This window comes from Patulibacter brassicae (assembly GCF_033949425.1).
Lineage (GTDB): Bacteria > Actinomycetota > Thermoleophilia > Solirubrobacterales > Solirubrobacteraceae > Patulibacter > Patulibacter brassicae.
In genome coordinates this window covers 25,174-48,440 of the sequence record NZ_JAXAVX010000007.1, presented here as the reverse complement: position 1 = coordinate 48,440, position 23,267 = coordinate 25,174, and the positions used below count along the sequence as shown (strand labels likewise).

Here is a 23,267-nt window from a genome sequence, read left to right as displayed (position 1 = left end):
CCGCCGATGCCGACCGATCAGCCCACCGTCACGTTCCTGTCCGACTACGGGTTGCATGACGAGTTCGTGGGGGTCTGCCACGCGGTGATCGCGCGGATCGCGCCGCAGGCCCGGATCATCGACCTCACGCACGGGATCCCGTCCTACGACGTGCGGCTCGGCGCGATCACGCTCCAGCGCGCGCTGCCGTACGCCCCGCCGGGCGTCCACCTCGCGGTCGTCGATCCCGAGGTCGGGGGCCGCCGCCGGCCGATCGCGCTGCGCGTCGCCGAGGACGACCGGATGCTCGTCGGCCCGGACAACGGGCTGCTCTGGCTCGCCGCCCAGCGCTTCGGCGGGATCGTCGAGGCCGCGGACCTCAGCCGCTCCGCCTACCGGCTGGAGCCGGTGTCGGCGACGTTCCACGGACGCGACATCTTCGCGCCGATCGCCGCCCGCCTCGCCACGGGACTCGACCTCCACGACGTCGGCGAGCCGCTGGACCCCGACGACGTCACGATCCAGGCGATGCCGCTCGCCGAGGTCGAGGCCGACGAGGTCGTGGCCCACGCGATCGCCTTCGACCGCTTCGGCAACGTCATGCTCGACCTCGAGCACGAGGAGCTGACGATGGGCGTCGGCCTGAAGCTCGGCGAGCCGGTCGAGATCAACGGCGAGCGCGGCGTCTACGCGTCGACCTTCGCCGACGTCGACCCCGGGACGCTCATCGTCTACGAGGACGCGAACCGGGCGATGGCGGTGGCGGTCAACCGCGCCTCGGCCCGCGAGCGCCTGGGCCTCGCGGTCGACGGTCCCGTGCGCATCCGCCGCCCGTAGCGTCTCGCGGGGTCGGCGCGGCAGCGGGACCTAGGACCGCAGCGTCCAGGTGCCCCGGATGAGCCGGCGTGCATCCTCGCGCCGGCGGCGGTCGCGCTCCTCGGCGAGCGCCGCGTAGGCGACGACGAGCGCGAGCTCCCGCGCGGGCCGCGGCTCCTGGGCCACGAGGCGGCGTGCGTGCGCGAGCCCGTCCTCGCCGGCGCGCCGGACGAGCAGGGCGAGCGCATCGCGCTCGTCGTCGTCGAGGTCCAGCAGCGCCGCGAGCTGCCGCGGGCGCAGCGTGCGCCCGACGGCGCGGTGGACGAACGCGGTGCGCCGTGCGCTCTCGGGCACGCCCTGCGCGACGGCCTCGACGACGGCCATCACCCGCCGGCCTTCGGCATCGACCTCGTCGCCGTGGACCTCGCGCGCCAGGCGCCGGGCCCGCCGCGCCGAGGCCGAGAGCGGCAGCCGGTCGGCGGGGCGGGGGCGTCGCGGGGCGGTGACGAGCGCGCTCACGGTCGGTCCCGGCGGGCACCGGCGCGCTGCGGGGGCGCCTCGGTCGGCGGGCGGCGCTGCCAGCCGATCCGGCGGGAGCGGGTCCCGGGCCACGGGGCCACGGCCTCGGCGGGCGGGATCGGGCGGACGCGGCGGGCCGGGGTGGACGGAACGGTGGTGGGGCGGGGGTGCGTCATCGAACGGGGCGCGGGTCGCGCGGATCGCGGGGCGGGGAGCCGGAGCCCGACGGTGGGGACTCCGGCCGGTCCGCCGGCCCGCCGGTCCACGCCGCCGAGGCGGTCGCGGTGGGCGGGCCGGCGGGGAGAGGAGCGTCTCGGGCCGGTGCGCTCGGGAGAGCGGAGCGCGTGCGATCAGGAACATCGATCACGGCGGGCGGCGCGCACCCCCGACGAGACCGAGCGGCGGCCCGGGAGCGTCTGGCGGCGAACGACGACCACGGCCCCCAAGCTAGCGATCGCCGTCGCGCCAGTCAAATTCGGATCGAAATTACGAGATTCGGAGGCGCGCCGAAGAGGCGGGCCTCGGCGCCCCGTGGCGAACCGACGCCGACCCCGCGTGCGGACGTGGGAGGATCGGCGTCCCACGACCGAGGCAGCGGATGAGCGAGCAGACGACGATCGGCCCCGGCTGGGTCCGCCACCACCACGACGAGCTCGGCTCGACGAACGACGAGGCCCGGCGGCTCGCGCAGGAGGGGGCACCGCACGGGACGACGGTCACGGCCGAGTCGCAGACCGCCGGCCGCGGCCGGCAGGGGCGCGCATGGACCGCGCCGCGCGGTCAGGGCCTGACGGCCTCGTTCCTGCTGCGCGGTCTCGACCGTCCCGGCCTGCTGCCGCTCGCGGCCGGCGTCGCGGTCGCGGACGTCGTCGGGCCGGCGGCGCAGCTCAAGTGGCCCAACGACGTCGTGCTCGTCGGTCGCGACCGCCCGGACGCGCCGCCGGCCGGGGACGGGCTGCGCAAGCTCGCCGGGATCCTCGCCGAGGGGCGCCCGGCGGAGGACTGGGCGATCGTCGGCATCGGCCTGAACGTCGCGATCGACCTCGCGGCCCTCCCCGAGGACGTCGCGCGCCGCGCGGCGACCCTCGGTCGGACGGCCGGCGAGCGCGACGCGGTGCTCGACGCCCTCGCGCATCGCCTCGACGAGGCGCTCGCGCTGGCGCCCGACGACCTGCTGCAGCGCTGGGCCGAGCGCGACGCGCTCCGCGGTCGCGACGTCCGCTGGACCGCCCTCGACGGTTCCGCCGACCACGGGCGCGCCGACGGGGTCGACGCCGACGGGCGCCTGCGCATCGTGCGGGGCGACGGGTCGGTCGTCACCGTCGACGCGGGCGAGGTCCACCTCGCCGTCGGCGCCTGACCCCGTCGTCGGGGACGTCGTCGTCCGGCGGCCGCTCCACCGCGGACGGAACGCCGAGCGGCGGGTGGCGATCCGCGGGGGCCCCGCGCCCCGGACCGGCTTCAGGCCACCTTGGACGCCGGCGCCTTGCGGGGCCGGCCGGCGGGGGCGTCGCCCTCGGCGCTCGGCGCATCGGCGTCCGTCGCCGGGGCCTTGCGCGCCCGGGTGGCGCGCTTCGGTGCCGGCGCGTCGTCCTCCGTCGAGGCCGTCTTGCGGGTGCGGGTGGCGCGCTTCGGTGCCGGCGCGTCGTCCTCGGCCGAGGTCGTCTTGCGGGTGCGGGCCGCGCGCTTCGGCGCGGCGGTCTCGTCGCCCGATGCGGGCCCGTCGGCCGTCGCCTTGCGGGCGCGGGTGCGCTTCGGCGGGGCGTCGTCGGGTGCGGCGCTCGCCGCGGCCGGCGCATCCGCGGCGGCGACCTTGCGGGTGCGGGTCGCGCGCTTCGGCGCGGCGGCCTCGTCGCCGGCCTCGGAGGCCGCGGCGCCCGCGGTCCGGGTACGGGACCGCGGGGCAGGCGATGCGTCGTCGGCGTCCGGTGCAGCGGCGGTCCTGCGCGGGCGCTTCGCCGGGGCGTCGTCGTCGGCGTCGGAGGCCGCGGCGGTGGCCCTGCGGGTGCGGGTCGCGCGCTTCGGCGCGGTCGCGTCGGCGGTCGCCGTCGCGTCGGCGGCGGCCTTCCGGGTGCGGGTGCGCTTCGGCGGGGCGTCGTCCGTCCCGTCGGGGTCGGGGGTCGCCGCCTTGCGGGTCCGCGGGGTGCGCGCGGCCTTCGGCGCCGCCTCGTCGTCCGCGGCGGCGGTCGCGGCCTTCCGGGCACGCGTCGCCCGGCCCTTCGGCGCCGCGTCCTCGTCAGCGGTGGCGGCCTTCCGGGAGCGCGTCGCCCGGCCCTTCGGCGCCGCGGCGTCCTCGCCCGCGCTCGCGGTGTCGTCGGCGGTCGACGTCGCGCTCGCAGCGCGTCGCGTGCGTCGCGGCGGCGCGTCGTCGGGACCGGCGCTCGCCTCAGCGGGGGCCTCGACGGCCGCCTTGCGCGTGCGGCTGGTGCGCTTGGGCTTCGGGGCCTCGTCGGATGCCGTCTCGGGGGCGACCGCGCGGGCGCGCGTCGCCGCCTGGTCGTCGCCCGTCGCGCCGGCGTCCTCGGCCGTCGTGGCGTCCGCGGACGACGCGTCCGTCTCGGCGGCGGCGCGGCGGGCACGCGTCCGACGCGGCGGGCGGTCGTCGGGGCCGGCGCTCGCCTCGGAGGGCGCCTCGACGGCGGCCGCGCGGGCGCGGCTCGGGCGCTTCGGCGCGGCGTCGACGTCCGAGGTCGCCACGCGACCGTCGGAGGCGACCTCGTCCGTAGAGGTCCTGGGCGACCCCGACGCGGCGCCGCGCCGGGTCCGGCGCGCCGGGGCACCGTCGACGCTCGTGCCCGGCTGCGCAGCGTCCGACGCCGAGACCGCGTCCGCGCGGACCGCCGACGCGGCGTCGTCGCCGGGCGCGCCGTCCGCGGCGACCGGCGCGGCGCGACCCGGCGACGGATCGCCGACGGCGCGGTCCTCGCCGGCGGTCGGCGCGTCCCCGCCGGCCTCGGCGGTCGCGGTCGCGTCGGCCGACGCGCCGGAGGCGGCTCCACCCCCGCCGCCACGGCGTCGGCGTCGGCGTCGCTTGCCCTGCCCGGGCTCGGCGGTCGCGGTGGTCTCGGAGGCCGTCGCGTCCGCCGTCCCCTCGCCGGTCGCCGCCTCCGCGCCGGTGGCGACGGCCTCGGTCGTCGCCTCGGCGCCCTCGCCGCCGCCCTTCTTCTTGCGCGGGCGCTTCTTGCGCTTCTTGCCCTTCGGGAAGTCCTTCAGGAGGTCGCGGGAGAGGGCGCCGGGCTTGCGCGCCAGGCGGGTGCGCGCCTCGCGCAGGACCTCCTCGGCCTCCGGCGTGTGGGCCACGGCGGCGGCCAGCAGCGCGGCCTGCAGCCGGCGGTCGTGCTGGCGGGCGGCGTGCACGAGGCGCCGGGCGTTGCGCGCGTGCGCGGCGCCCGAGGAGTTCACGAGCAGGCCGAGCAGGTGCTTCGTCGCGGGCCAGCGCTGGGCGGCGTACTCCTCGTGGAGGTCGCGCGTCCACTCCGCCAGGCGCCAGATCCAGGCGGTCGCCTGGTCGCGGCGGCCGATCCGGCGGTCGGCCATCGCCTGCAGGAGGATCCGCGACGCCTCGCGCCGCTCGTCCCGCGGCCACTGGCCGACCTGGTCGATCGCGGTGTCGAAGGGCTCGGCCTCCTTCAGCGTCGCGATCTCCTGCACCGCGCGCAGCCGCAGCTGCGGGTTGCGGTTGCGCTCCAGCGCGGTGACGAGGAACTGCCGGCGCAGCTCGCCGGAGCGGTCGAAGTTCAGCATCGCCCGCGCGCGGCGCCAGTTCGTCGGCGACGCCTTCGCCCCCGCCAGCGCGGCCCAGACGCGCTGCTCGCCCCAGTCGAGCTGCTCGACGGCGATCCGCCAGAGCTCGCGCTCGAAGACCTGCCGGCGGCGCTCGATGTCCGGGGTCACCGGCAGCACGCGCCGCTCGACCTTCACCCGCCGGCCGCGGCCGCGGCGGACGGGACCGACGACGATCGCGCCGCCGCGGTAGACGTCGCGGTCCAGCAGCGAGTGGAGCGTCACGACGGGGTCGTCGTGCGTCGTCGCGGGGTGGACGAAGTCGACGACGACGCCCGCCTCCTTGCCCGGCTGGCGGCGGGTCACGCGGCCCACGCGCTGCTGGTAGATGCGCTTGGACGCCGTCGGCGCCAGGTGCATGCAGACCGTGGCGCGCGGGGAGTTCCAGCCCTCGGCGAGCAGCTGGGCGTTGACGAGGACGTCGATCTCGCCCGCCTCGTACTGGGCGAGGATCTTCGCGAGCTCGCGCTTGTTCGTCTCGCCGGAGACGGCCTCGGCCTTCATGCCGGCGGCGCGGAAGCTCTCGGCCACGTTGTAGGCGTGCTGGACGCCGGCGGCGTAGACGACGCCCGGGGCGTTGCGGAACCGCGTCCGGTAGAGGTCGGCGATCGCGAGGTTGAACGGGACCTGGTCGAGGAGCTTGGCCAGCTCGTCCTGGTCGAACTCCATGTCGACCTCGCCCTTGCGCAGCGGCACCTTGGCGATCGTGCGCACGCCCGGTCCCGGCGGGATCCGCAGCGCGCGCAGCGGCGCGATGACGCCGCGACGGGCGGCCTGCGCGAGGTCGAAGCGCGAGGTCTGGGTCGGGAAGAGGTCGGTGACGTGGCGGGCGATGAGCGCGCCGGTCGCCGTCATGCCGATGAAGATCGGACCCGTCCACGCGCGGATCGCCGCGGAGGTCTTGTCGCCGAGCGCGGTGTGGGCCTCGTCGCAGATGACGACGGTGTAGGCGCCCGAGATCTGGCCGGCGTTGCGGACGAACCACTGGTACGTCTCGATCGTGACCGGGCCGTGCGCGTCGTCGGCGTCGCCGAGCAGCGGCTTGGAGAGCCGGTCGCCGTAGCCGCGGTCGCGCAGCTCGGCGATGAACTGGTCGACGAGGTTGCGGCGGTGGGTGAGGATGAGGATGCCGCCCGAGCGGCAGCTCTCCACGAAGCCCATCGCGGCGACGGTCTTGCCGGCGCCCGTCGCGTGCTCGAACCAGAAGCGCTTGTGGGCGTTCGGGTCGTCGAGGGCGAGCTGGTCGATGTCCTCGTCGACGTCCTCCTCGCCCTCGTCGTCGTAGGCCGAGTCGAGCTTCGCCGCGGTGGCGGCGTCGAGCTCGGGCAGCTCCTCGAGCTCCTCCTCGGCGTCCGGCGGGTCCTCGTCGCGGTCGTCGTCCTCGTCCTCGTCCTCCTCCGCCGGGACCTCGGCCGCCTTCGGGGCGGGCTCCTCCTCCGGCTCGGGGGCGGGTGGCTCCTCGAACGAGAGGACGAGCTCGTCGTCCTCGTCGCCGCCGCCGCGGGCGCGCCGCTGGGCGTCGGCCAGGAGCGCGGCGTACGTGCCCGAGAGCGCGTCGACCTGGTGCGGGTTGAGCGTCGTGCCGTCGGCGAGCGCGGGCTCGTCGTGGTGCAGCGTCCGGTCGAGGCCCAGGAGCATCGACCAGCGGCGCCGCCACTTCTGGCTCGGCTCCGCGGCGCCCGCCTCGAGCTCCGCCAGCGCCAGGTCGAAGGCGACGCGCCGCATCGTGCCCGGGGCGAGGACCTCGGCGGCGACCTCGTCGTCGCAGACGAACGGCTCGTGCGTGAACGCGGCGACGCGCAGCACGTCCTCGTGCGACGGGACGTCGCGGGACGGAACGGGCGTGGCCTCCGTGGCCACCGACGGATGGTTCGCCATGCGCGGCTCGATGGGAATGCGAGAGGACCCGATGCCGGCCGATCCACGCAGGGAGCGCGATCGACAGCGGGAGGGGCACCAGCGGGCGGTGACCGGGGAATCGACTGGACCCCGCCCGTACAGGCACGCCAGAGAGTACCGGACGCCCCGGCCGCAGGCGCCCGGCCCTCGTCCGTCCGGGGTAGGACGGCGTCCCGCCACGATCGGCGACACTCCACGGGTGCGCTGGAGCCGTCCGCTCGTCGCCCTGGCGGTGCTCGCCGTCGCGGTCGTCCTCGTCGTCGGCCTGCTGCAGAGCGACGGCGGCGGGCCCGACGCCACCGCCGTCCCGGACCGGGCGGAGGTCGCGCGGCGCCTCGCCGGCGCCCCGCCCGCGCTGCGGTCGCTCTACGCCGACGGCCCGGCGCTCCTGCCGGCCGGCGAGCGCCGGGCCCGTGCGGTGCTGCGCCGGCTGCGCGGGCACCCGGTCGTGCTGAACCTCTGGGGCGCGTGGTGCGGGCCCTGCCGCGCCGAGTTCCCGCTGCTGCGGCGCGCGGTCGCCGAGCACGGCGCGCGGATCGCGTTCCTCGGCGTCGACGTCCGCGATCAGCCGGGGAAGGCGCGCGCCTTCCTCCGCCGGCAGCCGACGGCGTACCCGCACCTCCAGGACCCGGAGGGCCGGCTCGCCGTCGCGCTCGGCGCCGGGGCCGTCAGCACCCCGTCGACGATCTTCCTCGATCCCGACGGGCGTATCGTGCAGGTGAAGCAGGGCTCCTACCGGACCTACGAGGACCTGGTCGGGGACCTGCGGCGCTACGGGCGCGCCGCCGGCTGACGGCGTGCCCGCCCCGTCCCGCCGGTTCCCCGCCGGTGCACCCCCGCCCGAGGACTCGATGACCGACGACCGCCCCGTGACGCTGCGCTGGGTCACCCAGGCCGCCGAGCTGCGCCAGGCCCAGGAGCTGCGCATCCGCGTGTTCTGCGACGAGCAGGGCGTGCCGCGCGAGCTCGAGGTCGACGACCAGGACGCCGTGGCGCGGCACGGGATCGCCGTCGCGCCGGACGGCCGGGTCGTCGGCACCATCCGGCTCATCGTGCGCGGCACGACGGTGAAGGTCGGGCGGGTCGCGGTCGACGCCGCGTACCGCGGCCGCGGGATCGCGTCGGCGCTGCTGGACCGGGCGGTCGAGTACGCGCAGGACGTCCGGGCGGAGGAGCTGCGGCTCGCGGCCCAGCTCTCCGCGGCGTCGCTCTACGAGCGCGCCGGCTACCGACGGACGAGCGAGCCGTTCGACGAGCCCGGGACGGACATCCCCCACGTGTGGATGGCGCGCGAGGTCGTGCCGCGGCGGCCACGGCGCGCCGCCCGCCGGTGAGCCTGCCGCTGCTCGTCGTGACGATGGTGCTCGCCGTCGGCGGCGGGCTCCTCGCCGAGCGGCGCTGGCACGAGGGCGCGGTCGCCGCCTCGCAGGGCGCGATGCGGCTCATGCTGCTCTGGGTCCTCCCGCCGGTCTACCTCGTCCTCGTCTCCCGGCTGCACCTCGACGCGACGCTGCTGAGCGGCATCGCCGCGGCGTACGTCGTGCTGGGGATCGTCGGCGTGCTGGCCTGGCTCGCCGCCGAGCGCTGGCTGCGCCTGCCGCGCGCGACCGTCGGCGGCGTCGTGCTGGCGGTGATCCTCGCGAACACCGGGTACTTCGGCCTGCCGTTCAGCCAGGCGGTGCTCGGGCACGACGCGCTCGGCCCGGCGATCGCGTGGGACAGCTTCGTCTCGGGCCCGATGTTCTTCGGGATCGCGTTCGCGGTCGGCGCCGCGTGCAGCCCGGACGTCGGCGCCGGGGCCGACGGCGAGAGCCGGCTCGGCGCGTTCCTGCGCAACCCGCTGCTGTGGGCGGCGATCCTCGGCCTCGCCGTGCCGTGGGACGCGCCGGAGTGGGCCGCCGACGTCGCGCGCGTGATCGTCGTCGCGCTGCTGCCGGTCGGCTTCCTCGTCGTCGGGATCCAGCTCGGCCGCGAGGCGGAGGACGGCGTGCCCGTGCTGCCGCCCCCGCTGACGCGGCCGATCGTCGTCGTGATCGTGCTGCGCCTGCTCGTCGCGCCCGCGATCGTCGTCGGCGCGTCGGCGGCGCTGCTGGACCTCCCCGACGGGATGCTCCTGCAGGCCGTCGCGCCGACGGGCCTCAACGGGATGCTCGTCGCGCACCGGTTCGGGCTCGACCTGCGCCCGATCGCGGGCGCGATCGTCTGGACGACCGCGATCGTCACCGTCGGCGCGCTCGTGGCGACCGCGCTCTGATCGCACGGACCGCCGGCAGGGGCCCGTCCGGCGGCCGCGGCCCGTCGCGAGCTGCGACGCTCGACGCGATGCGTGCGCTGGTGCAGCGGGTGAGCGAGGCCTCCGTCGTCGTCGACGGCGCGGTCGTCGGGGCGATCGGGCCGGGGCTGCTCGTCCTGCTCGGCGTCGCGCGCGGCGACGACGAGGCGACCTGCGACTGGATCGCCGACAAGGTCGCCGCGCTGCGGCTCTTCGCCGGCCCGGACGGGCGGATGGAGGACCCGGTGGGGGCCGACCCGGCGCGCGGGATCCTCTGCGTCAGTCAGTTCACGCTCTACGGCGACACCCGCAAGGGCACCCGTCCCTCGTGGTCGCGCGCGGCGCCGGGGCCGGAGGCCGAGCCGCTCTACGAGCGCTTCTGCGCGCGGCTCGGCGCGCAGCGCGGGATCTTCGGCGCCGACATGGCGGTCCGGTCGGTGAACGACGGGCCGGTGACGCTGCTCGTCGAGCGCGACCCGCGCTGAGCGCCGCGCGCGGCCCGCCCGGACGGGCGCGATGGCCCCCCGCCGGGGCCGTCCGGCGGACCGGACCGGGGCCCCGCCGGGGAACGACCCCGCACGCGTGGCACAGCCCCGGCGGCGACGCCGTTGTCCGCCCGGACAATCGTCGCCGGACGTTCTTGGTCAAGAAACCTCACCGACGAACGGGGCGGCGGTAGAGTCGCCCGATGAGCGGCCCGACCGCTCACCGGCCGCCCCTGAGCACCCGCCGAGTCGCCTCCTCCCCCGAGGTCCCGATCCCCCGATGAGCACGACGATCGCGGCCGAGCCAGGCCCCGAACCGCCCCTTCCCGACGCCGACGCCTCCGCGGCGCCGATCGCCGCGCGCTCGCCGGCCCAGCTCTTCTGGGGCCGGCTGAAGCGCGACCGGGTGGCGATCGTCGCCCTCGGGTTCATCGCGGTCGTCGTCCTGATCGCGATCCTCGCGCCGGTCATCGTGAAGCTCTTCGGGCTGCCGGACCCGAACTTCCAGAACGACGACGCCCTGAACGACTTCGGCTCGCCCGTCGGGCCGTCCGGCGCGCATCCGTTCGGCGTCGACGACCGCGGCCGCGACGTCCTCTCGCGCGTCCTCTACGGCGCCCGCGTCTCGATGCTCGTCGCCCTCGTGGCGACCGCGGTGACGATGACCATCGGCACCGTCCTCGGGCTGCTGGCGGGCTTCTACCGCGGCAAGCTCGACGCGTTCATCAGCCGCGTCACCGAGATGACGCTCGCCTTCCCGACGATCCTCCTCGGCATCGGGCTCTCCGTGGCCTGCGCCGACGGCTGCGAGATCGGGCCGGTCACGCTGCAGCCCGGGCTCTGGGTCGTCGTCATCGTCATCTCGCTGACGTCCTGGCCGTACGTCGCCCGGCTCGTCCGCGGCCAGGTGCTGTCGCTGCGCGAGAAGGAGTTCGTCGAGGCGGCGCGGTCGCTCGGCGCCCGCGACCGCCGGATCATCTTTCGCGAGATCCTGCCGAACCTCACGGCGCCCCTGATCGTCTACGCGACGGTCCTCATCCCCCAGAACATCCTCGCCGAGGCGGCGCTGTCGTTCCTCGGCGTCGGCGTGGACCCGAGCACGCCGAGCTGGGGGGCGATGATCTCCGACGCGATCAAGATCTTCGAGACGGCCTGGTGGTTCATGTTGTTCCCCGGCCTCGCCCTGCTCTTCACCGTCCTCGCGTTCAACATCCTCGGGGACGGCTTCCAGGACGCGATCAACCCCCGCACGAGCAAGGGCTGATCCCCGCTTGACCCTCGTCCGGCGGCGGTCGCGTCGTCGGGCCCCTCGTTCCCCCGACACCCCCAGGACAGAAAGGACACGTCGATGCGACGCATCCTCAGCGTGCCACTCGCGATCGCGGCCGTCACCGTCGGCGCCGCCGGCCTCACGGCCTGCGGCGACGACGACTCCGGCTCCTCGTCGAGCTCCGGCTCCGGCGGCGGCAGCGGCTCCGCCATCGCCCCAGGCGCCTACGACCCGAGCCAGACGCCGCCGAAGGGCAAGCGCGGCGGCGTGGGCACCATGCTCTCGGCGTCCGACGTCGACTACATGGACCCGGGCCAGAGCTACTACCAGTTCGGCTTCCTCGTGGCGGAGGCGACGCAGCGGCGGCTCCTCTACTTCCAGCCGAACAACGCCAAGGAGGTCATCCCCGACCTCGCCGAGGCGGTGCCGGAGGCCTCCGCCGACAACCGCACGGTCACCGTGAAGCTCAAGCGCGGCGTGAAGTTCTCGCCGCCCGTCGACCGCGAGATCAAGGCCGACGACTTCAAGTACGCCATCGAGCGCCTCTTCACGAAGAGCTCGCCGGGCGGCTACACGAACTACTTCGACTTCATCGAGGGCGCCCCCTCGGACCTCCAGGGCTCGACGCCGGACATCAAGGGCATCGAGACGCCGGACGACCACACGCTCGTCTTCAAGCTCACGAAGCCCTACGCCGCGCAGTTCATCCAGTCGATGGTGCTGCCCTACACCGCCCCGGTGCCGCGCGAGTACGCGTCGAAGTTCGACAAGAGCAACCCGTCGACGTACCAGGACAACCTCGTCGGCACCGGCCCGTACATGGTGAAGAACAACGCCGCGGGCAAGGTCGACGGGATCGGCTGGGTGAAGACGAAGCGGATCACCCTCGTGCGCAACCCGAACTGGGACGCGAAGACGGACTTCCGGCCCGCCTACGTCGACCAGTGGAACATCAAGACGGACGTCTCCGACGGCACCGTCGCCGCGCGGCAGGTCATCGACGGCAGCCACCTCCTGCTCGACACGAACCCGCCGGCGAACATCCTCGAGCAGCTCGCGACGCGGACCAAGGACCAGTACGCCCAGACCCCGTCGGGCGGCTTCCGCTACTTCGCGATGAACACGAACATCAAGCCGTTCGACAACCCGGACGTCCGTCGCGCGGTCGTCGCCGGCTTCAACCGCGACGCGGCCCGCAAGGCGCGCGGCGGCCGGTTCGTCGGGCCGATCCCGACCCACTTCCTCACCGAGGGCTTCCCGGGCTACGAGGAGGCCGGCGGCGAGAAGGGCTTCGGCGTCGACTTCATGAACTTCCCGAAGGGCAACGCCGAGCTCTCGGCGCAGTACTTCAAGAAGGCCGGCTACGCCTCGGGCAAGTACGAGGGCAAGGAGTCCCTGCTGATGGTCGGCGCGAACGCCGATCCGGGCAAGGCCGCCGCGCAGGTGGCCGCGAACGAGTACAAGCGGATGGGCTTCAACGTCCGCCTGCGCCTCGTCCCGCAGGACGCCGTCTACAACGAGTGGTGCGGTCAGCAGTCCAAGAAGGTCGCGATCTGCGGCACCGCCGGCTGGTTCAAGGACTTCAACGACCCGTCGACGCTGCTGCAGGTGCCGTTCTGGGGCGGCGCGATCCCGAAGGAGAAGGGCCAGGTCTCCTACAACCTGTCCTACCTGAAGGACCCGAAGGTCGACGCCGCCATCGACAAGGCGCTGCCGACGTCGGGCGAGGAGCGCCTGAAGGACTGGGCCGCGGTCGACAAGGCGGTCGTGGAGGCGGCCCCGGTCGTGCCGTTCGTCGCCGACAAGACGACGGTCGTGCGCTCGAAGGACGTCATCGGCGTCCCGAGCTCGTTCAACAGCCTCTGGGACCTGAACTTCACGTCCCTGAAGTAGCTGCCGGAGCACCCGCCGCCCCTCGCCCCCGGCCGCGCGCCGGCGGGGGCGGCGGGGGCGGCCCGCTCCACCCGACCTCCCCTTCCCCGACGGATCGCACCCTCTCCCGTGGCCCGATACATCATCCGACGCCTGCTCTGGACCGTGGTGACGCTCGTCGTCATCACGACGGTGGCGTACGTCCTGTTCCGCGTCCTGCCGTCCGGCGACCCCGTGCGCGCCCGGGCCGGCAAGGCCCCGACGCAGGACCGTCTCGACGCGATCCGCGAGTCGCTCGGGCTCGACAACCCGTGGTACCAGCAGCTCGGCGACTTCCTCTGGAACGCCGCGCACTTCGACTTCGGTCGCTCCTACATCTCCGACGCCGAGCTCCGCCCCCTGCTGCTCGACGCGCTCGGCGCGACGGTCTGGCTCGTCGTCGGGGCCGCGATCCTCTGGCTCGCCGTGGCCGCCGTCGTCGGGACGATCTCGGCGCTGCGGCGCGGATCGATCCCCGACCGCCTGGCGATGGGCGGCGCGCTCGTGGCGATCTCGGCCCCGGTCTACTGGCTGGGCCTCGTCGCGCTCTACCTCTTCGCCAGCGACATCGGCCAGTTCAAGGTCTTCCCCGGGGCCGGCTCCTACGCCGACGCCTCGAACGTCCTCGACCGCGCGTGGGCGATGGTCCTGCCGTGGATGGTCCTCGCGGCCGCGTTCTCCGCCATCTACGCCCGCCTGCTGCGCTCGAGCATGCTCGAGACGATGAGCGAGGACTACATCCGGACCGCGCGCGCGAAGGGCCTGACCGAGCGGCGGGTCGTCGCCCGCCACGGCGCGCGCGCCGCGATCACGCCGATCGTCACGGCCCTGGGCGTCGACGTCGGCTTCCTCATCGGCGGCAACGCGATCCTCACGGAGTCCGTCTTCAACATCCCCGGCCTCGGCCGGCTGTCCTTCGACGCGATCCAGCGCGGCGACGTGGCGACGATCCAGGCGACCGTCCTCTTCCTCGCCTTCTTCGTCTGCATCTCGGCGCTGATCGTCGACCTCCTCTACGCCGTCATCGACCCGCGGGTGAAGTACGAATGAGCGACCCCCAGGAGACCCCCCGGGACCTGCCCCCCGCCGAGGCCGAGGGCCCGACGCCGCTGCTGCGCGTCGAGGACCTCTCCGTCGCCTTCCGCTCCGAGGACGGCGTCGTCCAGGCCGTCGACCGGGTGTCCTACGACGTCGAGCAGGGCCGGACGCTCGGCATCGTCGGCGAGTCCGGGTCGGGCAAGTCCGTCTCGAGCCTCACCGTCATGGGGCTGACGCGCTCGTCCGCGGCGACGATCACCGGTCGCGTGCTCTTCCAGGGTCGCGACCTCACGACCCTCGGGGCCGAGGAGCTGCGGCGGATCCGCGGCAACGAGATCGCGATGATCTTCCAGGACCCGCTGTCGTCCCTGCACCCCTTCTACCGCGTCGGCGACCAGATCATCGAGGCGGTCCGCGCGCACAACGACGTCACCCGCAAGCAGGCCCGCGCGCGGGCGGTGGAGATGCTCGGCCTCGTCGGGATCCCCGACCCCGACCGCCGCGCGGACTCCTACCCGCACGAGTTCTCCGGTGGCATGCGCCAGCGCGTGATGATCGCGATGGCGCTCTGCAACGACCCGAAGCTCCTCATCGCCGACGAGCCGACGACCGCCCTGGACGTCACCGTGCAGGCCCAGATCCTCGAGCTCATCGACCGGCTCCAGCGCGAGCTCGGGACCGCCGTGGTGATGATCACCCACGACCTCGGCGTCGTGGCGGAGACCGCCGACGACATCGCGGTGATGTACGCCGGGCAGATCGTCGAGCGCGCCCCCGTCCACGACCTCTTCGCGATGCCGCGCCACCCCTACACGTGGGGCCTGCTGCGGTCGATCCCGCGGCTCGACCAGCCGCGCGACGTCGAGCTCGTGCCGGTCGACGGCCGCCCGCCGAGCCTCATCGGGCTGCCGGACGACTGCCACTTCCGGGCGCGCTGCCCGTACGCCGCCGGGTGCTGCCGGCCCGGGATGCCGCCGCTGGGGCAGGCCGACGGGGCGCCGGAGCACTGGCTGCGCTGCACGATGCCGCCGGAGCGCCGCGAGACCATCTGGGGCGTGCTGGCCGCCGGGGGCACCCCGCGCGAGGCGGCCGAGGCCGCCGGGATCACCGCCGGGACCGGGGAGGAGGCGGCATGAGCACGCAGGATCCGTCGCTGAACCCGCAGGCGGAGGCCGCGATCGACGGCCTGCAGCCGACGGTCGAGGACCCCCAGGCGGCCGCGGTCGCGGCGACGCCCGCGGTCCGCCGCGACACGCTCGGCGAGGGTGACAACATCCTCGAGGTCCGCGAGCTCGTGAAGGAGTTCCCGATCACGAAGGGCCTGCTCGTGCGCCGCCGCGTCGACGCGGTGCGCGCGGTGCGGGGCGTGAGCTTCGACGTCCGCCGCGGCGAGACGTTCGGCCTCGTCGGCGAGTCGGGCTGCGGCAAGTCGACGACCGCGCGGATGATCTGCCGGCTCATCGACCCGACGTCGGGCTCGATCGCCTTCGACGGCCGGGACGTCGCGCCGCTGCGGCGCGGCGAGCTCGGGCCGTTCCGCCGCGACGTGCAGATGGTCTTCCAGGACCCGTACTCGTCGCTGAACCCGCGCCACACGGTCGGCTCGATCATCGGCGCGCCGCTGGACATCCACGGGCTGGCGACCGGCCAGGGCGAGCGCAAGCGGCGGGTCCAGGAGCTCATGGACCTCGTCGGGCTGAACCCCGAGCACTACAACCGCCTGCCGCACGAGTTCTCCGGCGGGCAGCGACAGCGGATCGGGATCGCTCGCGCGATCGCGCTCGAGCCGAAGCTCCTCATCGCCGACGAGCCGGTCTCCGCGCTCGACGTGTCGATCCAGGCGCAGATCCTCAACCTCCTGCGCCGGCTGCAGCGCGACCTCGGGCTGTCGCTGCTCTTCATCGCCCACGACCTCTCGGTCGTGCGCTACATGTGCGACCGGATCGCCGTGATGTTCGCCGGCGAGATCGTCGAGCTGGCGACCTCCGAGGAGCTCTACGCCCAGCCCGGCCACCCGTACACCCGGCGGCTGCTGGACGCGGTGCCGGTGCCGGACCCGGACGCGCGCGCCCGGCGCCTGCGGGCCCGCGCGGGCGCGTCCACGGACGCCTCGGCGCCGCCGGCCTGACGCTCGGACGGGCGCGGCGCGCCGGGCGCCGGGCGTCGGGCCCGGCGGTCCTCCGGGTGCGACCCGGAGGACTCGGGAGGTCCCCGATGTGGCGGGCCGACGGCCCGGGCACGATCGCCGGGTGCCCGGTCCCCGTCCCGTCCTCCGCGCCCTGCGCCGCCGTCCCAGCGTGAGCTCGGCGCACCTGCTGGCGCTGCTGGCGCTCTTCGTGTCGCTCGGCTCGACCGCGACCGCGGCGGTGATGATCACCGGCCGCGACATCAAGGACGGCAGCGTGACCTCCGCCGACGTCCGCGACCGCTCCCTGCGCGCGCGGGACTTCCGTCGCGGCGACCTCCCGGCCGGCGCACGAGGCCCCGCCGGTGCGAAGGGCGATGCCGGAGCCCGCGGCGAGGCCGGCGGGCGGGGCGAGCCCGGCCCCCGGGGCGAGGCCGGCGCCCGCGGCCCCGCCGGTCCGCAGGGGCCGGCCGGCGACGCGGGGCCGGCCGGTACGCCGGGCGAGCCCGGCGCAGCGGGGCCGCAGGGCGACACCGGCGCGCGCGGTCCGGCCGGGGAGCGCGGCCCCGCCGGACCGGAGGGGCCCGCCGGCCCGTCGACCGGCCCCGCCGGCGGCGTCCTGACCGGCAGCTTCCCGAACCCGGGCCTGGCCGCCGGCAGCGTCGGCCCCGAGCACCAGGCGGCGCTCCCCGCGGTCCGCCTGCGCAACCCGATCGTCTACTGCGGGACGGGCACGAAGACCGTCCTGGGCAACAAGAGCTACGCGCAGTGGCTCGTCTGGCGGACCGAGGTCTACGACGCGACGTCGATCCACGACGAGGAGTGCACCGCGTCGAGCTGGATCCGTCCCGCGCGGGCCGGCACGTACCTCATCACCGCCTCGGTCGAGTGGCCGTCGCAGGCCGACACCGCGACCCGGACGATCGGCATCCACCGGTCGCGCAGCGAGTTCCTCGCCGCCGACACCCGCACGAACACCCCGGGCCAGGGGCTGCAGCAGGTGGTCAGCACCGTCGCCCGGCTCGAGCGCAACGACTACGTCGAGATCGCCCTCTACACGCGCGGCCCGGACGCGACGCTCGACCCGAGCCTGCCGACGACGAACATGTCGTTCACCTGGGTCGCTCCCTGAGCGGACCGGCGCTCCTGCGCCGGTCGGGGCGCCACCCGCCCGAGGGCGTGGCGCGTCGCCGCCGGGCGCGGAGGTGTCCCTAGACTGGCGCCCGATGCCTGAGCTCGAGCGCTTCCTGCCCCGCTACGCGGCCGAGCCGCCGCAGGAGACCGCGCCGTACGGCCGCTGGGCCGCGCGGCTGAAGGCGGCCTTCGACACCGCCGTCGGCGAGGTCGAGCTCGACCCGGACGAGGAGTGGCCCGCCGACGGCATCGGCGAGGCCGGCGAGTTCACCTGGTACCCGGACCGCACGTGGCACGGCCGGACGTTCGTGCCGGTCTCCACGCGCACGTCGACGGGCCTCGAGGTCTACGGCCACGTCCGCTACGTGCCCGCCGGCGACGACGGCTCCGAGCCGCGCGCGCTCGAGGGCGAGGCCGACGTCACGAGCGAGCTCGCCGAGAACAACCCGGACTGGACGATCGACCTCTGCGACGCCGTCGTCGGCTCCTGGCGAGGCGACGGCGACACCGCGGCGATGACCCTCGTGTGGGGCCGCGCGCTCGTCTCCGGCGGCGATCACGCCGTGGCCGTCCTCGACGAGACGGTCGTCGACCGCTGCCCGCTGCGCGAGGGCGCGTTCACGCTGCTGGCGCCCGACGACTACCACGGCGACACGCTCGAGGTCCGGATCGTCGACGGCAGCGGCAAGGAGCTCGCGCGCGAGTCGCTCTACGCCGACGACGAGGACGAGGGGTGAGGCCGGGCGCCGCCCGGGTCCTGACTCTCGGCGCCGCGGCGCTCGTCGCCTGGGGCGCGAGCGGGTGCGGCGACGCCGAGCGGTTCCCCGACGACGACCCGCGGACCGCGGTCGGGCGGCTGCTGCTGGCGACCGTCGGCCAGGCGAATGGCGCGCGCGCCTGCGCGCTGCTCACCCAGCGCGAGCAGCGGCGCCTCGACGAGGGCCCCGCCGGGTCCTGCCGAGGGGCGCTCGGGAAGGTCGCGGCGGTGCTGCCGGGCCAGACGGACGAGCCGTCCGCGTCGGACCGGACGATCTCGAAGCTCGACTTCACGACCCGGGTGGCCGGCGAGCGCGCGGTGGTGCGCGTCACCGGGCGCGGACTGGACCTGCGCTTCACGCTCGTGCGCGACGACTTCGTCGCGCCGCGCGCGACCGATCCCGGCGTCCCCTGGCGGGTCGACGGCGGGATCGAGCAGCTGCTGCGCGGCTGAGCGGCCGGCCTCCGCCGGTCGTCCCGGCGGCGGCCGCTCAGCCCGCCAGGTCCTTGCGGCGCATCGACCACATCTGCGACGGCCGCTCGAGCTCCAGCGCAGCCGGCCACGAGATCGCCGGCGGGCCGAGCTCGATCCGCAGCGAGCGGGCCGTCCGGCGCGCGAGGGCCGGGTCGGCGCCTGGGATCGCCGCGAGCTCCTGGGCGCGCGCGACGACGTCGGCCGCCGCGACGGCCTCCCACGCGAAGCCGAGGGTCACGGCCCGCGCGCCGTCGATCCGCTGGCCGAAGAGCGCCAGGGCGTTCGTCGCCTCGCGGTTGCCGCTGCGGCCGAGCAGCACGCCGTGGCCGCCGCCGGGGTGCAGGCCGATCGGGATGAACCCGGAGAGGAGCTGCGCGTCGCTCGCGACGATCCGCAGGTCCGTGGCCATCGCGAGGTTCATGCCGGCGCCGACCGCACCGCCGACGATCGCCGCGATCGTCGGCACGGCGAGCTCGCCGACCCGCGCGAACGAGCGGTAGAGCGTGCTCATCCCGTCGTACTCCTCGGGATCGGCCGGCCGCTCGCCCGCCGCCGCCAGCGTCGGCCGATCGCCGCCGGCGGAGAAGTAGCCGCCCTCGCCGGTGACGACGACGGCCCCGACCGTCGCGTCGGCGTCGAGCGCGTCGCAGGCGTCGATCAGGGCCTGCGCCATCTCGACGGTCAGCGCGTTGCGCCGCTCCGGGGCGTTCAGGCGGATGGTCGCGACGCCGCCGTCGCGCTCGATCAGGATCTCGTCGCTCACGCGCGGGACGCTACCCCGCGGCACGAGCGTCCGCGGGCCGGCGGGTCGGCGTCCGCGCCAGGCTCAGGCGGCGGCCGCCTCGGGCGCGGGGTCGACGGCCGCCGGACGGGCGCGCGGGCGCAGCGCGAGGGCCGCGCCGCCGGCGAGCAGGGCGGCGACGATCCCGAAGAGGTACCCGTCGTCGGCCGCCGCGCTCGCCCCGGCGAGCGTCGTCGGCTCGCCGACGATCGCCACGAGGATCGCGGTGCCCAGCACCGCCCCGAACTGCCGGAACGCGCCGTTGACGGCGCTCGCCACGCCGAACCGCTCGGGCGGGACGTCCGCGGCCGCCGCGGCGCCGAGCGTCGGGAACGCGAGCCCGATGCCGATCCCGGTGAGCGTCATGGCCGGGAGCCACGTCCCGACCCAGTCGGGCTCGTCGCCGGCGCCGCGCAGGAGCAGCAGCCCGCAGGCGTAGACGAGCGCGCCCGGCACGATCACCGCGCGGTGGCCGAGCCGGTCGGCGAGGCGGCCGGCGGGACCGGCGACGAGCGCGCTGGCCAGCGGGCCCGGCACGGTCGCCAGGCCGGCGTCGAGCACGGAGTAGCGCCAGACCCCGGTGAGGAAGAGGATGTTCCCGAGGATCGTCGCGAAGAACGCCATCGCGAACAGGAGGGTCCCGAGGTTGCCCCAGCGGAACCCGGCGAAGCGCAGCAGCGCCGGGTCGACGAGCGGCCGCGGGTGCGTCGCGCAGCGGCGCGCGACGAGCGCGGTGAGGGCGACGGCGGCGGCCGCGGAGCCGAGGGTGCCCGCGCTCGTCCATCCCCACCGCTCGCCCTCGACGATCGCCAGGGCGAGCAGCCCGAGGCCGAGTGCGGCGAGCACGGAGGCCCCGAGGTCCGGGAGGCCGGTCGCCTGCTCGTCGCGCTGCTCGTCGAGCGTCCGCAGGGCGACGAGCACGACGAGCAGGCCCAGCGGCAGGTTCACGAGGAAGATCCAGCGCCAGTCGGCGACCTCGACGAGCAGCCCGCCGAGCGGCGGTCCGCAGGCCGCCGCCAGCGCGGCCGACGCGCCCCAGATGCCGACGCCCTGCGCCCGTCGCTCGACCGGGAAGAGCGGCAGCAGGAGCGCCAGCGACGACGGCGTCGCGACGGCCGCGGCGAGGCCCTGGAGGATCCGCGCGGCGATCAGCGTCTCCCAGGTCGGCGCGACGGCGCAGAGCGCGCTGGCGAGCGAGAAGGCGGCGATCCCGCCGACGAAGACGCGCCGGCGCCCGATCCGGTCGGCGATGCCGCCGGCCGGGATGAGGAACGCGGCGAGCGCGATGAAGTACCCGTCGAGGATCCAGGAGAGCTCCGAGGTGCCGGCCTCGGGGAACGAGGCCCGGATGTCCGGGAACGCGACGTTCACGATCGTCGCGTCGAGGAAGCCGAGGAAGGCGCCGCCGCAGAGGGCGACGAGCGCGAGCGTGCGTCGGGTCATCGGGTGCTCCGGTCCGGGTTCCCGGGCGACGGGCGCCGCCCTGGGTTGCGAATCGCAACGCACCCTAGGGGTGAGCGTTGCGATCTGCAACTCACCGGCGGCGCGGGCGCTAGGCTGGACCCGTGCGGCACGACGAGCTCGCGACCATCGACTGCTCCGTCTCGCGGGCCTCGGCGATCCTCGGCGAGCGATGGGTCTTCCGGATCCTCCAGGCGGCGTTCCTCCGCGCGCGGACCTTCGAGGACTTCCAGCGCGGGACCGGGGTCGCGCGCAACGTCCTGACGGACCGCTTGCGGATGCTCGAGGAGCGCGGCGTGCTGGAGCGCCGGCCCTACGACGAGGCCGGCGAGCGCGTCCGCTACGAGTACCGCCTGACCGCGGCGGGACTCGAGCTCTACCCGATCGTCGCCGCGCTCATGGACTGGGGCGATCGCCACACGGGCCTGCCCGACGGCCCCCCGACGCTGCTGCGCCACGAGGCCTGCGGCTGCGACACGCACGCGGTCGTCGTCTGCGGCTGCTGCGGCGAGCGGCTCGACCCCCGCGAGGTCACGCCGCGCCCGGGCCCCGGTGCCGGCCCCGACCACCCGCTGCGGCGCTGGGCGCGACCGGGCGACGGGGATCGGCGGGGGGCGCCCGGCCTTCCGGCCGGCGGGGACCGCGCCGCCGGGTAGGTTGCGGGCATGGCCGGGACCGCCGCCGAGGACCGCGCGCTGCTCGCCGCCGCCCGCCGCGGCGACGAGGCGGCGTTCGGCCGCCTCGTCGAGCCCCGTCGACGCGAGCTCCAGGCGCACTGCTACCGGATGCTCGGCTCGCTGCACGACGCCGAGGACGCGGTCCAGGAGACGCTCCTGCGCGCCTGGCGCGGGCTGCCGGGCTTCGAGGGCCGCAGCTCCCCGCGCTCCTGGCTCTCCTCGATCGCCACGAACGTCTGCCTCGACGCGATCGCGCGCGGGCGCAAGCGCGTCACCCCGCTGGACCTCGGCCCCGAGTCCGACGCCGCGCTCGGACCGGGACGGCCGCTGACGGAGTCCGTCTGGATCGAGCCGTTCCCCGACGCCTGGCTCGGCGACGCCGACCACCCCGCCGGTCCGGCCGCACCCGCCGCGCGCTACGCGCAGCGCGAGTCGGTCGAGCTCGCGTTCGTCGCCGCGCTGCAGCACCTGTCGGCCCGCCAGCGCGCCGCGCTCATCCTCTTCGAGGTCCTCGGCTACTCCGCGAAGGAGGTCGCCGACACCCTCGACACGACGGTCGCCTCCGTGAACAGCGCGCTGCAGCGGGCCCGGCGCACCGTCGAGGAGAAGCTGCCGGCCCAGAGCCAGCAGGCGACGCTGCGCGCGCTCGGCGACGAGCGGCTGCGCGAGATCGTCGACGGCTACCTCGCGGCGTGGGAGGCCGGCGACGTCGCCGCGATCGAGGCGATGCTCGTCGAGGACGCGGTCATCACGATGCCGCCGATGGCGACGTGGTTCCGCGGTGCCGGCTTCCGGACGTTCCTCCGCGACTGGGCGTTCAACGGCCGCGTCTACGACGCGCTGGGACGGCGGCGCGTGCGGGTCGTCGCCACGTCCGCGAGCGGCCAGCCGGCCTTCGGCACGTACTCGTGGGACGACGCGGCCGGCGCCCACCGGCCGACGGTCCTGCAGGTGCTGACGCTCGACGGCGGACGGATCCGCGAGGTCACCGGGTTCGTGCAGCCCGAGCTGTTCGCGCGCTTCGGCCTGCCGCCCGAGCTGCCCTGAGACCGTCCCCGCCGGGCGCGGCCGATGAGTCCGGCGGCGGGTGCCGGTCGATACGGGCATGGAGCTCGCGCCGCGCCGTCACCTCTTCGTCCTCGTCCACGGCGGCGGGGGCAGCCGCTGGGACTGGCACCGCGTGGCTCCGCGCCTGGAGGCCGCCGGGCACGCCGTGCTCGCCGTCGACCTGCCCACCGACGACGCGGACGCCGGGCTGTGGGATCTCGCCGACGCGGTGGTGGACGCGATGCCCGCGGACGCGCCGGCGCCGGTCGTCGTCGGGCACTCCCTCGGCGGCTTCACCGCGCCCCTGGTGGCCGCGCGCCGGCCCGTCGCCCAGCTCGTGCTGCTCGCGGCGATGATCCCCCGGGCCGGGGAGTCCGTCGCGGACTGGTGGACGGACACCGGCCACGGCGAGCTGGAGGGCACCGACGACGACGCGGCGTTCTACCACGACGTCCCCGCCGCGCTGATCGCCGAGGCGCGCGTGCACGAGCGCGACGTCCAGGCCCGCGCGATGGCCGAGCCGTGGCCGCTGCCGCGCTGGCCGGACGTGCCGACCCGCGTCCTGCTGGCCGCCGACGACCGCTTCTTCCCCCCGGCGTTCCAGCGGCGGGTCGTGGCGGAGCGCCTCGCGCTGGAGCCCGAGCTCGTCGCCGGCGGCCACTACGCGCCGATCAGCCGCCCGGACGCGGTCGCGACGGCCCTGCTGGAGGGGCTGCCGGACGGTCCTGGCCGGACCATCGGGGGACGCCGCCCTCCTCCGACGGGATGACGCTGCGACATGGACAGGTGTCGGGGAGGACGGTTCGGGGAACGGGGGCAGCCAGCCCGTTCGACGAGAA

Annotated in this window: 21 protein-coding genes; 17 read left to right on the top strand and 4 right to left on the bottom strand. The window is 75.8% G+C overall.

The window, feature by feature from the left end:
* Positions 1 to 6 precede the first annotated feature (6 nt).
* Positions 7 to 816, top strand: coding sequence for an SAM hydrolase/SAM-dependent halogenase family protein (locus tag SK069_RS13560; RefSeq protein WP_319954781.1), 810 nt, complete (start codon positions 7 to 9; stop codon positions 814 to 816).
* 30 nt (positions 817 to 846) lie between these two features.
* Here the strand turns inward: SK069_RS13560 and SK069_RS13555 are convergent, their stop codons facing one another.
* Positions 847 to 1,314: a hypothetical protein gene (locus SK069_RS13555; protein WP_319954780.1), complete on the bottom strand. Its 468-nt coding sequence runs from the start codon at positions 1,312 to 1,314 to the stop codon at positions 847 to 849.
* A 598-nt stretch (positions 1,315 to 1,912) separates the two neighbouring features.
* Between SK069_RS13555 and SK069_RS13550 the strand changes: the two genes are divergently transcribed.
* The gene (locus tag SK069_RS13550) at positions 1,913 to 2,674 is read left to right on the top strand and encodes a biotin--[acetyl-CoA-carboxylase] ligase (RefSeq protein ID WP_319954779.1); all 762 of its coding nucleotides are present in this window, start codon (positions 1,913 to 1,915) and stop codon (positions 2,672 to 2,674) included.
* A gap of 101 nt (positions 2,675 to 2,775) precedes the next feature.
* On the opposite strand, the gene SK069_RS13545 is transcribed toward SK069_RS13550, so the two are convergent.
* Positions 2,776 to 6,975: a DEAD/DEAH box helicase family protein gene (locus SK069_RS13545; protein WP_319954778.1), complete on the bottom strand. Its 4,200-nt coding sequence runs from the start codon at positions 6,973 to 6,975 to the stop codon at positions 2,776 to 2,778.
* A gap of 220 nt (positions 6,976 to 7,195) precedes the next feature.
* On the opposite strand from SK069_RS13545, the gene SK069_RS13540 reads away from it, so the two are divergent.
* The 12 genes from SK069_RS13540 (at position 7,196) to SK069_RS13485 (ending at position 18,441) form a co-directional block, all read left to right on the top strand.
* Positions 7,196 to 7,789 (top strand): TlpA family protein disulfide reductase, encoded by a 594-nt coding sequence (locus tag SK069_RS13540; RefSeq protein WP_319954777.1) that lies wholly within the window; start codon positions 7,196 to 7,198, stop codon positions 7,787 to 7,789.
* A gap of 58 nt (positions 7,790 to 7,847) precedes the next feature.
* The gene (locus tag SK069_RS13535; protein ID WP_319954776.1) at positions 7,848 to 8,330 is read left to right on the top strand and encodes a GNAT family N-acetyltransferase; all 483 of its coding nucleotides are present in this window, start codon (positions 7,848 to 7,850) and stop codon (positions 8,328 to 8,330) included.
* Positions 8,327 to 9,250, top strand: coding sequence for an AEC family transporter (locus tag SK069_RS13530; RefSeq protein ID WP_319954775.1), 924 nt, complete (start codon positions 8,327 to 8,329; stop codon positions 9,248 to 9,250). The genes SK069_RS13535 and SK069_RS13530 overlap by 4 nt, the downstream gene beginning before the upstream one ends.
* 68 nt (positions 9,251 to 9,318) lie before the next feature.
* A complete protein-coding gene (gene dtd / locus SK069_RS13525; RefSeq protein ID WP_319954774.1) occupies positions 9,319 to 9,753 on the top strand; it encodes a D-aminoacyl-tRNA deacylase in 435 nt (144 codons plus the stop codon).
* Between the two features lie 280 nt (positions 9,754 to 10,033).
* On the top strand, positions 10,034 to 11,017 hold the full coding sequence (locus SK069_RS13520) for an ABC transporter permease (protein WP_319954773.1): 984 nt from the start codon (positions 10,034 to 10,036) through the stop codon (positions 11,015 to 11,017).
* Between the two features lie 84 nt (positions 11,018 to 11,101).
* Entirely contained in the window at positions 11,102 to 12,916 is a 1,815-nt protein-coding gene (locus tag SK069_RS13515; protein ID WP_319954772.1) for an ABC transporter substrate-binding protein, read from the top strand.
* A 108-nt stretch (positions 12,917 to 13,024) separates the two neighbouring features.
* On the top strand, positions 13,025 to 13,984 hold the full coding sequence (locus SK069_RS13510) for an ABC transporter permease (protein ID WP_319954771.1): 960 nt from the start codon (positions 13,025 to 13,027) through the stop codon (positions 13,982 to 13,984).
* Positions 13,981 to 15,108 (top strand): ABC transporter ATP-binding protein, encoded by a 1,128-nt coding sequence (locus tag SK069_RS13505; RefSeq protein ID WP_319954770.1) that lies wholly within the window; start codon positions 13,981 to 13,983, stop codon positions 15,106 to 15,108. Before SK069_RS13510 ends, SK069_RS13505 begins: the two co-directional genes overlap by 4 nt.
* Positions 15,105 to 16,100 carry an ABC transporter ATP-binding protein gene (locus SK069_RS13500; RefSeq protein WP_319954769.1) on the top strand — a complete coding sequence of 332 codons (996 nt, stop codon included), beginning with the start codon at positions 15,105 to 15,107 and terminating at the stop codon, positions 16,098 to 16,100. Before SK069_RS13505 ends, SK069_RS13500 begins: the two co-directional genes overlap by 4 nt.
* Positions 16,101 to 16,221: 121 nt before the next feature.
* Entirely contained in the window at positions 16,222 to 17,229 is a 1,008-nt protein-coding gene (locus SK069_RS13495; RefSeq protein WP_319954768.1) for a collagen-like domain-containing protein, read from the top strand.
* A 94-nt stretch (positions 17,230 to 17,323) separates the two neighbouring features.
* Positions 17,324 to 17,968 carry a hypothetical protein gene (locus SK069_RS13490; protein ID WP_319954767.1) on the top strand — a complete coding sequence of 215 codons (645 nt, stop codon included), beginning with the start codon at positions 17,324 to 17,326 and terminating at the stop codon, positions 17,966 to 17,968.
* On the top strand, positions 17,965 to 18,441 hold the full coding sequence (locus SK069_RS13485; protein ID WP_319954766.1) for a hypothetical protein: 477 nt from the start codon (positions 17,965 to 17,967) through the stop codon (positions 18,439 to 18,441). The genes SK069_RS13490 and SK069_RS13485 overlap by 4 nt, the downstream gene beginning before the upstream one ends.
* Positions 18,442 to 18,478: 37 nt before the next feature.
* On the opposite strand, the gene SK069_RS13480 is transcribed toward SK069_RS13485, so the two are convergent.
* Positions 18,479 to 19,225 (bottom strand): enoyl-CoA hydratase-related protein, encoded by a 747-nt coding sequence (locus SK069_RS13480; protein WP_319954765.1) that lies wholly within the window; start codon positions 19,223 to 19,225, stop codon positions 18,479 to 18,481.
* Between the two features lie 63 nt (positions 19,226 to 19,288).
* Positions 19,289 to 20,686, bottom strand: a complete 1,398-nt coding sequence (locus tag SK069_RS13475; RefSeq protein WP_319954764.1) for an MFS transporter — start codon at positions 20,684 to 20,686, stop codon at positions 19,289 to 19,291.
* Between the two features lie 122 nt (positions 20,687 to 20,808).
* On the opposite strand from SK069_RS13475, the gene SK069_RS13470 reads away from it, so the two are divergent.
* The 3 genes from SK069_RS13470 to SK069_RS13460 are packed head-to-tail and all read left to right on the top strand — an operon-like array spanning position 20,809 to position 23,197.
* A complete protein-coding gene (locus SK069_RS13470; protein WP_319954763.1) occupies positions 20,809 to 21,360 on the top strand; it encodes a winged helix-turn-helix transcriptional regulator in 552 nt (183 codons plus the stop codon).
* Positions 21,361 to 21,369: 9 nt separating this feature from the next.
* Complete coding sequence (locus tag SK069_RS13465; RefSeq protein ID WP_319954762.1) at positions 21,370 to 22,428, top strand: sigma-70 family RNA polymerase sigma factor; 1,059 nt, start codon at positions 21,370 to 21,372, stop codon at positions 22,426 to 22,428.
* A 58-nt stretch (positions 22,429 to 22,486) separates the two neighbouring features.
* Positions 22,487 to 23,197, top strand: coding sequence for an alpha/beta fold hydrolase (locus SK069_RS13460; protein WP_319954761.1), 711 nt, complete (start codon positions 22,487 to 22,489; stop codon positions 23,195 to 23,197).
* Positions 23,198 to 23,267 lie beyond the last annotated feature (70 nt).